The following is an 11,728-nucleotide window of genomic DNA, read 5'->3' as shown; positions in this document are numbered from 1 at the left end:
CAACAAAAATACGAACTGATATTCGTGTTTTTTATAAAAAATATCTTTTTTCTCTATACCCGTCTATGTTGCGTTTAAAGAGTGTTTTCTATATTCTTATCATTATCATGTATTGGGAATCAGAAACTAGTTTTGGAGAGATTTATGATGAAAAAGTTTTTTGTCAGTACTCGCAGTAGAAAAATGTTTTGCATAGCTTTGATGATTATATTAATGACGGGCTGTGCGTCCCACGATATTCCTGAAGAAACGCTAGATTTACCTTATATAGATGAACGTGCATTGGAAAGTCCCGAGGAAGAACTAACCTACAGTGAAGTGAATGGAGCATATGTCCATGATTTCATCAAAGCTAATAAAGACAAGTCCGTTAGGTGGACTGCCACGGTGACGCGTGTAGAAAATAATTCTACCTATGAGTTGCAGGAACCGCTACTCCCGGCCATTCTAGTTACTTTTGCAGATGATTTGAATCCTCCACCGAAAGTCGGGGACGTACTTACTTTTGAAGGAGTTCTTACAGGCTACGGGGAGACCTTTGGTAAAGACCCGCTTTGGGTAGTGAGACCTGCACTACTCGAGTCGACGACCGCTGAAGAACAAGAAGCATTGACAGCCTATCAACAAGCAGCCCAACAAGCAAAAGAGGGAGCAGACCTTCCGTAATCCGGAAAAGCCACTCCCTCTTTTTCTATTTGAATTTCCCTACCATTTTCCTCGCATACAAAAATCCAATCACTAAAGAAAGGACGTCCACTACAATAACAAACCACTCGTTCCCGTGTCCTTTAAAAATAGAAACTAAAATAAGTGCTACCGCCAAACCTGTACCCACATACAGATTATAGGTCACCCTTGTAAAAAAGACCACGAGCAGCGCAGGAATAATCAATGCTAAAACCAGCTTTACCAACAATCTGAAAACCTCTTTTCTATCTCATCCGAAAATCTTCTAATGTTAGTATAGCAGTTTTACTGCTTCTATATAAGAAAAATCAATCTACTGGTATCACCTGAATATCGTCACCAAAGACCCTATGAATCACTGTTTTTCCATTTTCCTCTTTAAAAATTATAGAATAACCTTTTAATGATTCACCATCGTATTGAACCATAACTTGCAGTCTCATCTTTCCACTTCGTACACCTTCTATATCCAAGAAATCCATTGGGGATTCAAAAACATAGCCTTCCTCAACTGGAAAGTCGTAGCGATTTAATGTAAAGACGGGACCACTGTCCATCGACTGTTCAACCTCTACATAATTGGTACCAAGTATGTTACGGACCTCCTGCTTGCTCATTCCTGTAGATATATTACTCAAAACAAATTCCGCAGAGATGGTCTCGTTGTCCGTTGTTGTTTGCATTACCCCATAAAGTGTACCGGAAACAATGAACAAGAGTAGCACACTCAACACAATCCTTGGATGTCCCCACCAGCGTTTTCTCTTTTTCGCTCCCTTAATTCTCTCCAACACTCGTTCCCGGTCTACACTAGTAAATAAAGAATTTGGCGAAATGAAATGGTCCATTTCCTGTTTAAAGTGATCGCTTTCTAGTCGAGAGTACTTGCTCATGTTTATCGCCTCCTTCCATTATGTATACTCTCACCTTATCTCTTCCACGTTTGAGCCTCGTCTTCACAGTATTCTTGTTTACTTCCAAAAGCTCTGAAATTTCTTCCACTGAAAAGTCTCGATAATAGTGTAAAATAAGAACCTCCCTATATTTCAGTGGCAAACTCATTACCACAGCAGCAAGCTCTTGCCTTTCCTCCGATATCAAAACCTTCTCATCCGTCAGTTCACCGCCTGCCAGAAACGGCTGGACCAACTCCTTGACCTTATGCTTGAAACTTCTCAAATAATCCTTGGAGATATTAATGGCGATCCTATAGATCCACGTTTTCAACTCGCTATCCCCTCGGAAAAGATGTAAATTCTTATAAACTTTCACAAACACTTCCTGTGACAAGTCGTCAACCACGGCATAATTTCGCACATATGTGTAGATTAAACGCTTAATCTCTTCACCATAGTGATCCATAGCCCACACAACCATTTCTTCCCGTTTTTCCTCCGACAACTCATTCTCCCTAGCCAATCCGCCCCCTCCTTCTTGTTTTTTTCTGTTTGACGTTTAATAAGAATAATAGGTTTCATTTTTCATGGAAAATTTCAAAAGAAAAACCACCAATCTCTGGTGGCTTCCTTTACAATATTTATTCCACTTCCACAGCTATCTCTGTCACACTTCTCAATTTCTTTTGTTTATTTGCCAACTGAATTTTATTTACAAATGTCAGGAGGGACTGCCTGTCGCTATCATTTTCAATAATAAATTCTACCAAATATGTGTACCTTCTCTTTTTTACATTTGCCTGAACCCCAAGGATATTGGCTTTAAATTCAAGTAATTGATCGGCAACCATAAATGTTAATCCTAATAGAACATTACTGTCTTCAGGAATCTGCACCCTGCTGATAAAGCGCAATTTCTCCATATTTAGCTCTTCCATGTACACTTTCGTACTGCCCGTCGTCACTTCACGCCCGTTCACTTGTAAAATGGTCATCCCACCGACTACAAAATGTCTAGTTCTATAAAGCCCTAGCCACATTAACTTATTCTTTTCATCACCCACAAATCTGCCCCCTAATCCCGTGCTTTCTCGTTATTATATCGTCGTGGGAACAAAGTTTTTTTAGGGTTTCTTCTAATTTGTGTTCATTAATTTAACCAGCCAAGTGATGAAGACAGTCATAACCCAAAAACTTACTCGAAATGGTCTTTATGCAGCTAATGAAGACACTCTCAACCAAAAAACTACCGTCGGATTGTCTTCAACATAATTATGAAGACATTTTCAACTACAAAACTCCCCCGAAAGTGTCTTCATCCAACAAAAAAGCCCAAAACACCCTGCTTGAAAGGGTATTCTGAGCTTCATATGAATTAAAACTTAATCCTCATCTGCCATAATATCAATCAGGCCGACTTTTGGATTCTTATCTTGGAACCATCGTAATGAAAAGTCGTTATCAAACAAGGCAACATACTGATCGTTGCGGTCTTTTACCAAAATATTACGGGAATCAAACAACGAAGTATCGACGTCTTGGCTTTCCAACCAACGCGGAATTTTTGAGCCAATCATATTGTAGACGACTTCGACGTTGTACTCGCCTTTCATCCGGTACTCGAATACATCCAATTGAAGCTGACCAACCGCTCCAAGGATGTAAGCTTCTGTGCCGTATTGACGGAACAACTGGATAGCACCTTCCTGCACAAGCTGGGTGATACCTTTTCCGAATTGCTTCCCTTTCATGACGTTTTTCGCTTCTACTTTTACGAAAAGCTCAGGCGCAAACGTCGGGATCTCATCGAACTCGACTTTTTGATTGCCACCGCTGAACAGAGAATCTCCAATCTGATACACACCCGGATCATAGATACCAATAATATCACCAGGATATGCGTGATCTACTGTCTCACGGTCAGACGCCAAGAATTGTTGGGACTGAGTCAATTTAATCGATTTACCTGTTCTGCTAACCTGTACCGTCATTCCACGCTCAAATACACCGGAACAAATGCGCAAGAATGCCAAACGGTCACGGTGAGCTGGATTCATGTTCGCCTGGATTTTGAAAATGAAGCCAGAGAAATCAGTTGATTTTGGCTCTACCTTCCCCTCTTCCGTCTGACGAGGCTGCGGCTCACTCGCAAGATCCAAGAACGTACGGAAAAACATTTCCACACCAAAGTTAGAGATGGCACTTCCGAAGAATACAGGAGTCTGCAATCCATTTTTTACTTTATTGATGTCGAAGTCGTTTCCAGCCTCTTCTAACAGTTCAAAGTCTTCTTTTGCTTGGATAAAAGTCGGGTGAGTAGAAATCTCCTCCACAGCATCCAATTCCTTGAACGGAATACGATCCTCTTCATCTTTACCTTGATAACGAATGAACACTTCGTTGTAACGGTCGTAAACACCCAAGAAGCGTTTCCCCATTCCAACAGGCCAGTTCATCGCATAAGACTCGATACCAAGTACTTCTTCAATCTCTTCTAACAGCGCAAGCGGCTCTTTTCCTTCACGGTCCAACTTATTGATGAACGTGAAGATCGGGATACCGCGCATACGACAAACCTTGAAAAGCTTGATAGTTTGCGGCTCTACCCCTTTCGTGCAGTCAATGATCATCACGGCGCTGTCCACGGCCGTCAACGTACGATACGTATCTTCACTGAAGTCTTCGTGTCCCGGTGTATCAAGAATGTTAATATGCTTATCCATATACTCAAAACTCATAACACTCGATGTTACCGAGATTCCACGTTTCTTCTCTATTTCCATCCAGTCAGAAGTTGCAAATTTTCCAGACTTCTTCCCTTTTACCGTACCTGCTGAACGAATAACGTTACCGAATAGAAGAAGTTTCTCCGTCAAGGTCGTTTTCCCGGCATCCGGGTGGGATATAATCGCAAAGGTTCTGCGGCGGTCTATCTCTTTATTTAAAAGTTCATTTTTCACAGTTTCCGTACCTACCTCTCAAAAATTACACAATAGTGCTATTATAACAGAAATCAGCTTGAGAAAAATATAGCAATCCAACGAAAACCTATTTCCAATATTCCTATTCTCGGTTATACTCTTTGTAAATATATGTTAGGAGTGATCATTTTGGCAAAAAGTAAAGCAAAAAAGCTGCGTGACAAACAAGTCCGCGAAGGCAAGCGCAATCCCGAAAACGGCCGAGGCACCTATGCACTCGCAAACCTCACAACCAAAACAACCAAGACGAAAAAGGAAAAACTGAATCAGCTATACAAAAAAGAACGACAATCTCGCAATGGTGGTGACCAGGAGAATGTCGTTCTTTATTTTTGTAATCCATTAGCGCCGCTGTTGATTTCCGCGCCAGGCTTCGCTTTCCGCGGGGCGTGTGCTTGAGCCGCCTCGCTGCGCTGTGGGGTCTCAAGCTACCGCTACCTCCCGCCGGAGTCTTAGCCTTTCGCTCCAATCAACAGCTTTAGAATCTATCCATCTCTTTATTTTTATATAAAATAAACAGAAAGGGAATTGAGTAGAGAATTAATGCAAATTCCAGTTGATTGCAGTGGAAGGCGCGCAGACGCCCGCGGGAGGAAGGGACAGGGGAGACCCCGCAACGAAGTGAGGAGGCTCCCGGACCGCCCGCAGGCAAGCGAAGCGCCTGGAACGGAAATCAACCGTTGAGCCAATTCCCTTAATTCCTCTGCTGAAACGCCACCACCGCATCAAACTCCTGTTCATACAAACGGCTCAAGCGGATGAACAACGGTGTCAGCTCTTTATACACTTCCACATCCGCTTGATCCGGAACATACCCATTCGTCGTCCCCACCATCTCATTCATCACATCAAACGAGTCTATTTCACCAAGCGCATACAAGCCAAGAACTGCAGCACCGAGGCAGGAACTTTCCACACTTTCAGGGATACTTACTTCCTGATTAAAAATGTTAGAAAGCATCTGGCACCAAACATCTGAGCGGGCAAAACCGCCTGTTGCATGGATTTTTTCCGGAATGCCGATAATCTCCTCCAATGCTAACAACACCGTATATAGGTTAAGGTTGATTCCTTCTAATACCGCTCGCATCATATGCTCTCTTTTATGATGGATACCAAGGCCATAGAAGGATCCACGTGCATTGCCGTTCCACAATGGTGCACGTTCACCTGTCAGATAGGGATGGAAAAGGACACCTTCTGCACCAGGTTTCACTTGAGCAATCTTTGCTGTCATCACATCATATGGGTCAACTCCGATTGCTTTTGCTTCTTCTACTTCCGCTTGGCAAAACTCATCACGCAACCAACGCATAATCATTCCGCCATTGTTGACCGGGCCGCCAATGACCCAATGATTTTCGGTCAGCGCATAGCAAAATGTTCTGCCCTTTGGATCGATTACCGGCTTGTCCGCAACGGTACGGATGGCCCCGCTTGTTCCGATGGTCAAAGCGACCACGCCTGGCTGTACAGCGTTTACCCCCAGGTTGGAAAGCACGCCGTCATTTGCACCAATTACAAATTTGACACTAGCAGGAAGTCCCAATTCCACCGACCACTCTGGTTGCAATCCTGTGATGATTTCCGTTGTCGGTACAAGGCGGGACAGCTTGCCAGGTGTCACACCTGCAACCCCAAGTGCACCCTCGTCCCAATCCAATTTTTCCAAATTCAACAAACCTGTTGCCGAAGCAATGGAGTGGTCCACAACGTACTCACCAAACAACTTATGAAAGACATACTCTTTTATAGAGATGAATTTAGCTGCTTTTTCAAAAATTTCATGGTGTTCGTTTCGCAACCAAACAAGCTTTGCCAAAGGAGACATCGGATGAATCGGTGTTCCTGTTCTCAGATAAACTTCGTGACCGTCCCATTCATTCTTAATTTTCTTTGCCCACTTCTCACTTCGCTGGTCGGCCCATGTGATGCTTTTCGTCAATGGAAACCCTGATTCATCCACAGCAATCAGACTGTGCATCGCCGCACTGAAGCTAACATGGGAAAGGTCTCTGGTATCGATGCCACTTTTAATGATAGTTTCCTTGATGGAAACCGCCACCGCTTCAAGTATTTCGTCGGGATCCTGTTCAGCCGCTCCCATTTCTGGCGTATACAAAGGGTATTCGACGGCATGTTGGCTTTCTACTTTTCCGTCCTTCGTAAAAAGCACTGCCTTTGTGCTTGTTGTTCCTATATCAACGCCTAGCATGTATGTTGTCATGGTGATGTCCTCCTTGATTCAAAATCACAACGGGCCAAGGAAATAGCTCCTTGACCCCCTTTAGATTATCCTAAGACAATGTTTAACACCGCTGTTGATTTCCGCAAATGGCTTCGCTTTCCTAGGGGCGCTGCTGGAGCCTCCTCGGCTAACGCCTGCGGGGTATCCACCTAGCGCTAACTCCCTCAGGAGTCTTCGCCTTTTGCTCCAATCAACAGCTATATGACCCTCTGAATAGCCTTAGCAAATAATCCTATCCTATAAATATACCAAGAATTACCGCTACTGCAAAACCTACAAGACCGATGATGGTTTCCATGACCGTCCAAGATTTTAACGTATCTTTTACATCAAGACCGAAGTATCTGTTCACCAACCAGAATCCGGAGTCATTTACGTGAGATAGAACCGTTGCACCGGAAGCAATCGAGATAACGATTAGACCAAGTACAGGTCCTTCAAGACCCATGATACCGATTAGTGGAGTGATTAGTCCTGCTGCTGTAACCATTGATACGGTTGCCGAACCTTGTGCCACGCGGACTGCTGCAGCAATCAAGAACGCTAGAACGATTGGAGGCAATGCAGAACCTGCCATCATTTCACCAAGAACATCGCCAACACCAGAGTCGATTAGTACTTGCTTGAACACCCCACCGGCACCCGTTACAAGGATGATGATACCTGCTGGCTCAAGCGCTTTAGTCGCAATATCTTGTACATTTTGTTTTGTATAACCGCGCTTCGTTCCAAGGAAGTAGAACGTTAATAATGTTGCTATCGTTAATGCTACGAACGGGTGACCGACGAATGTCGTGATCTCTCGAACAATATGACCTTTTTCAAAAATAACCGTTGAAAACGTATTCACTAAAATCAACACTAAAGGTACTAAAATGATAGAAGCAATCAGTCCGAAGCCTGGAAGATCCTTTTCATATACCTTATCTTCATCGAGTTCCATGTATTTTGGTACAACCACGTGAATTTTTTTGCCAATATATTTACCGAAAACCGGACCAGCTAGAATCATAGCCGGGATACCAGCGATAACACCAAACAGGATTACCCATCCAAGGTCTGCGCCGATTAAATCAGCTACTGCAATAGGTCCCGGTGTTGGAGGGATAAAGCTGTGCGTTACAGCAAGTCCTGCCAGTAATGGAATACCGTAATGTAAAAGCGACTTTCCTGTTTTTTTCGCCAAGCCATACACGATTGGCACTAAAATGATGAAACCAACATCAAAGAATACGGGAATTGCTACTAAGAAACCTGTAATACCTAACGCCCACTGGGACTTTTCTTCACCGAATTTCTTCATTAAAGTTTGAGCAAGTCTTTCTGCTCCACCTGATACTTCTAGCATTTTACCGAACATCGCACCAAGTCCGACTACGACTGCAACGAAGCCGAGGGTGCCTCCCATTCCGTTTTGGACGGATGCGATGACTTCATTTAGCGGCATGCCTGCTGCGATACCTACTAGTAAACTGACTAGCAGCAGGGCTACGAATGCGTGTAGTTTGGTGCGGATGACTAGGAATAGTAGGACGAATATTGCTGCTGCTGCGATTAGGATTAGCATGGATCCTGACATGATTTGTTCCTCCTTTTTTTCTTATAAAATGGAATGTTTTCGTGTTGTTTTTACTTATTATTTATACCTGAGCAAGCATTCTTGAAAGTTCGTGCCAAAATGAGGCGAGTTGATGCCAAAACACATCGAGTTCGTGCCAAAACACTCCGAGTTCGTGCCAACATCATTTTTCGGCTACCATCATGCCTTGCCCATGTAACAAAAATGCCTTATTTTAGTTCTTCTCGACTGCATGTCCGCCGAATTCGTTACGGAGTGCTGCGACTACTTTCCCTGAGAAGGTGTCTGGTTCAAGGGAACGGTATCTCATCATTAGAGACAAGGCGATGACTGGCGCTGCGGCTTGTAGGTCAAGGGCTGTCTCTACTGTCCATTTACCCTCACCGGAAGAGTGCATAACGCCTTTGATACCTTCTAACCTCGCGTCTTTGCTGAATGCATTTTCTGTAAGTTCCATCAGCCAAGAGCGAACGACGGATCCGTTGTTCCAGACTCTCGCAACCTTTTCATAGTCAAAGTCAAAATCACTTTTTTCCAGGATATCGAATCCTTCAGCAATCGCTTGCATCATGCCGTATTCCACCCCATTGTGGACCATTTTCAAGAAATGACCGCTACCGGATTTTCCTGCATATAAGTAGCCGTTCTCTACACATATATCTTGGAAAAGCGGTTCAACGTGCTTAAACGCTTCTTCGTTTCCACCAACCATCGTGCAAGCCCCGTTGCGAGCTCCTTCCATTCCACCGCTTGTTCCGACATCCAAGTAGTGGACACCTTTTGCAGCAAGCTCTTCCGCACGCTTTAACGTATCTTTGTAGTTAGAGTTTCCGCCATCAATGATGATGTCTCCTTCTGTTACAAAACTACTAATCTCTGAAAGCACATTTTCAGTGATCTCACCAGCCGGCACCATCATCCATACCACTTTTGGTGAATCCAGTTTGCCTAGCGCTTCCTCAATGGAGTAAGCTCCGATTGCACCTGCCTGTTCACTTTTGACAACGTTCTCATTATCAACATCAAAAGCTACTACTTCATGCTTGTTATCTATTAAATTCAACGTTAAGTTGTACCCCATCTTGCCTAAACCAATCATTGCCAGTTTCATATAAAAAGAAACTCCCTTCTCATGCACAAGTGTGTATGGAAAAATATTTTTTATCTTGTTATCATTATGAAAAAAAATTCCTCAAAATGCAAGCGTTATCAAAAAATAGTTTCTTTTTTTTTGAAACCTCTTTATGATAGATAATAGATTACTATTTCTGGAGGGTCGCACCATGAACACGCAGGAAACGCAATACTGCATGATGCGCATACGTTCCCACTATCCACAGTTCAAGGGGAAGGAGCAAGTCATCGCGGACTATATCCTAAATAATCCACAGAAAATTGTCCACAGCACCATCAATCAGGTTGCCGATGATCTAGGTGTAGCGGACTCCACCGTATTCCGGTTTTGCCAACGAATCGGCTTTAAAGGTTACCAGGCGATGAAAATTGCACTCGCAACGGAAATTGTGGAGCCCATTCAAGATATTCATGAAAATATCATGGAACACGACAGTGAAAAAACGATTGCGGAAAAAGTATTCCGATCGAATATAAAAACACTTGAAGATACATTGAAGATCCTTGATGAACAAGCATTTCACGAGGTGATTAGTGCTATTTTAGAGGCTCGCAAAGTGGAATTTTTCGGAAGTGGAGGATCTAACGTCATTGCAATGGACGCTTACCATAAACTTATCCGTACAGGTGTTTCAGTGAACGTTCAGTCTGACACTCACATGCAGCTTATGTCAGCAAGCCAATTGACGGACGAAGACGTCGCCATCATCATTTCACATACGGGAGCATCGAAGGACATGATGCACATTCTTGAAGTGGTAAAAGCAAATGAGGTGAAGACAATCGGTATCACGAATTTTGCCAAGTCTCCTCTAAGTCAAGGTGTGGACATGGCACTCTATACAATGTCAGAGGAAACGGACTATCGCTCAGAGGCATTGGCCTCACGCATCGCCCAACTTGCTATGATTGATGCCATTTATGTGAATGTGCTGATGGCGAAGAAGGATGAGGGGAAAGAGGCACTGCAGAAGGTTCGTGCAGCAATATCCGTGAAGCGGGTATAAATAAAGCTGGCTAGAAGTCGGGAAAAACGACAAACTAGCCAGCTTTTTTTTATTTCATCGGTTATTCGGGCCATGAAGACAGTTTCACTGCTTATTTCGAGGCATAATTGTCTTTATACTCTTTATGAAGACAATCTCATACCTTTTTAAGACTCATAATTGTCTTCATTCCTACACCACCACAAAATAATAAATCACCATCGCACACAGTCCAACAGGTACCCCATGCCGTGCCCACTCTTTACTTGTAATACCAAGCTTTCCTGCCGCTATGATATTCGGAATGTTACCAGGCACCAACATTCCCCCACTGATCATAAGCCCAAGCAAAATCACCCGGATGACTGACGGGTCCAGTTCGGCACTGATTTCTGCAGCAGCCAGTGTCGCGTTATCCAAAATGGCGGAGGACATATTGAACCAGTACAAAACGGTAGGATCCATGCCTAAAAAGTAGGCGGAGACAAACGGTTCAAATCCTGCACCAAGAAAAGTCAGTCCCATCACAAAAAAGTAAATTTTCAAGCCTCGAATAAAAATTTCCTCATAGCTTTCCTTGTCCTTCACACTCCGCACCAATTCATTAGAACCAGGTGCTTTCACCATAAAGGCAGCAAGCAAACCGAATAACAACAAAGCGAATAGGACATCCTTGCCAATCAGCCTTAACAGGTAAAAAAATTCCCCATTCAGCTTGCTGATTGTCACGATGGATAACGGCTCTCCAATTGGCGTCAAGGCTGCACCTAAACCTATAGAAAAACAAGCAAGGACGGTAAGCCTTATCTGCTCTCTCTTTTCAAGATCGAGCCCAACCACAATAAATACTAATAGGAGCGCTGCAATAATTGCGGTAATGACACTTGAGATTAACCCAAGAAATACAACAAGCAGAAAAATAAATAACTTAAATGGGACTATATTTTTCAAAAAGTAAAGAATTCTGCTAAACGGCCTTTGCAACCATCTGAAGATCAGACCTGCCATTAAGACGGCAAGTGAAATTAAGATGGGATCGGTTGCTGCGATGAAGAAAAGCTGTTCATTGTAAACTCCACTTACCATACTGGCGAGTATCCCCATGCTTAGCAGGAAAACTTCCATATTTTCTTCTATTTTCTTGACAAGTAAAGGTCCCAATAAGACGACCAGAAAAATCGAAATCAATCCGAAATCCATTTTTCACACTCCCGTTG

General features: G+C 43.3%; 12 protein-coding genes. 3 read left to right on the top strand and 9 right to left on the bottom strand.

The window, feature by feature from the left end; all coding sequences use genetic code 11:
• Positions 1 to 144 precede the first annotated feature (144 nt).
• Positions 145 to 666, top strand: a complete 522-nt coding sequence (locus HF078_RS19370) for a Slp family lipoprotein (RefSeq protein ID WP_169292630.1) — start codon at positions 145 to 147, stop codon at positions 664 to 666.
• Between the two features lie 25 nt (positions 667 to 691).
• On the opposite strand, the gene HF078_RS19365 is transcribed toward HF078_RS19370, so the two are convergent.
• The 5 genes from HF078_RS19365 to HF078_RS19345 all read right to left on the bottom strand — a co-directional run bounded on the left by HF078_RS19365 (position 692) and on the right by HF078_RS19345 (position 4,543).
• Positions 692 to 916 carry a DUF2198 family protein gene (locus HF078_RS19365; RefSeq protein WP_169292629.1) on the bottom strand — a complete coding sequence of 75 codons (225 nt, stop codon included), beginning with the start codon at positions 914 to 916 and terminating at the stop codon, positions 692 to 694.
• Between the two features lie 79 nt (positions 917 to 995).
• Positions 996 to 1,580 carry a hypothetical protein gene (locus tag HF078_RS19360; RefSeq protein ID WP_169292628.1) on the bottom strand — a complete coding sequence of 195 codons (585 nt, stop codon included), beginning with the start codon at positions 1,578 to 1,580 and terminating at the stop codon, positions 996 to 998.
• Positions 1,543 to 2,106 carry a sigma-70 family RNA polymerase sigma factor gene (locus HF078_RS19355; RefSeq protein WP_240951797.1) on the bottom strand — a complete coding sequence of 188 codons (564 nt, stop codon included), beginning with the start codon at positions 2,104 to 2,106 and terminating at the stop codon, positions 1,543 to 1,545. Before HF078_RS19355 ends, HF078_RS19360 begins: the two co-directional genes overlap by 38 nt.
• A 118-nt stretch (positions 2,107 to 2,224) precedes the next feature.
• Positions 2,225 to 2,647 carry a hypothetical protein gene (locus HF078_RS19350; RefSeq protein WP_169292627.1) on the bottom strand — a complete coding sequence of 141 codons (423 nt, stop codon included), beginning with the start codon at positions 2,645 to 2,647 and terminating at the stop codon, positions 2,225 to 2,227.
• A 318-nt stretch (positions 2,648 to 2,965) separates the two neighbouring features.
• Positions 2,966 to 4,543, bottom strand: a complete 1,578-nt coding sequence (locus tag HF078_RS19345; RefSeq protein ID WP_168864349.1) for a peptide chain release factor 3 — start codon at positions 4,541 to 4,543, stop codon at positions 2,966 to 2,968.
• A 150-nt stretch (positions 4,544 to 4,693) separates the two neighbouring features.
• Here HF078_RS19345 and HF078_RS19340 point away from each other — a divergent pair, with 150 nt between their 5' ends.
• Complete coding sequence (locus tag HF078_RS19340; protein ID WP_169292546.1) at positions 4,694 to 4,963, top strand: hypothetical protein; 270 nt, start codon at positions 4,694 to 4,696, stop codon at positions 4,961 to 4,963.
• Positions 4,964 to 5,258: 295 nt separating this feature from the next.
• Here HF078_RS19340 and gntK read toward each other — a convergent pair whose 3' ends face one another.
• The 3 genes from gntK to gnd all read right to left on the bottom strand — a co-directional run bounded on the left by gntK (position 5,259) and on the right by gnd (position 9,502).
• On the bottom strand, positions 5,259 to 6,797 hold the full coding sequence (gene gntK / locus HF078_RS19335; protein WP_346775385.1) for a gluconokinase: 1,539 nt from the start codon (positions 6,795 to 6,797) through the stop codon (positions 5,259 to 5,261).
• Between the two features lie 247 nt (positions 6,798 to 7,044).
• Positions 7,045 to 8,391, bottom strand: coding sequence for a GntP family permease (locus HF078_RS19330; protein WP_169292625.1), 1,347 nt, complete (start codon positions 8,389 to 8,391; stop codon positions 7,045 to 7,047).
• 214 nt (positions 8,392 to 8,605) lie between these two features.
• Entirely contained in the window at positions 8,606 to 9,502 is an 897-nt protein-coding gene (gnd, locus tag HF078_RS19325; RefSeq protein ID WP_169292624.1) for a phosphogluconate dehydrogenase (NAD(+)-dependent, decarboxylating), read from the bottom strand.
• 172 nt (positions 9,503 to 9,674) lie between these two features.
• Between gnd and HF078_RS19320 the strand changes: the two genes are divergently transcribed.
• Positions 9,675 to 10,532: a MurR/RpiR family transcriptional regulator gene (locus HF078_RS19320; RefSeq protein WP_169292623.1), complete on the top strand. Its 858-nt coding sequence runs from the start codon at positions 9,675 to 9,677 to the stop codon at positions 10,530 to 10,532.
• Between the two features lie 171 nt (positions 10,533 to 10,703).
• Here HF078_RS19320 and HF078_RS19315 read toward each other — a convergent pair whose 3' ends face one another.
• Positions 10,704 to 11,711, bottom strand: a complete 1,008-nt coding sequence (locus HF078_RS19315; RefSeq protein ID WP_169292622.1) for a DUF1646 family protein — start codon at positions 11,709 to 11,711, stop codon at positions 10,704 to 10,706.
• Positions 11,712 to 11,728 lie beyond the last annotated feature (17 nt).

It is taken from the genome of Bacillus sp. RO2, from assembly GCF_012911845.1.
In the GTDB taxonomy this organism is placed as follows: Bacteria; Bacillota; Bacilli; order Bacillales; family Bacillaceae_I; genus Sutcliffiella_A.
This window is presented reverse-complemented; position numbering and strand designations above follow the sequence as displayed.

Coding starts and splice junctions, on each gene's coding strand:
- HF078_RS19360 (WP_169292628.1), bottom strand. CDS start 1,580: ATGAGCAAGTACTCTCGACTAGAAAGCGATCACTTTAAACAGGAAATG.
- HF078_RS19330 (WP_169292625.1), bottom strand. CDS start 8,391: ATGTCAGGATCCATGCTAATCCTAATCGCAGCAGCAGCAATATTCGTC.
- gnd (WP_169292624.1), bottom strand. CDS start 9,502: ATGAAACTGGCAATGATTGGTTTAGGCAAGATGGGGTACAACTTAACG.
- HF078_RS19315 (WP_169292622.1), bottom strand. CDS start 11,711: ATGGATTTCGGATTGATTTCGATTTTTCTGGTCGTCTTATTGGGACCT.
- HF078_RS19370 (WP_169292630.1), top strand. CDS start 145: ATGATGAAAAAGTTTTTTGTCAGTACTCGCAGTAGAAAAATGTTTTGC.
- HF078_RS19320 (WP_169292623.1), top strand. CDS start 9,675: ATGAACACGCAGGAAACGCAATACTGCATGATGCGCATACGTTCCCAC.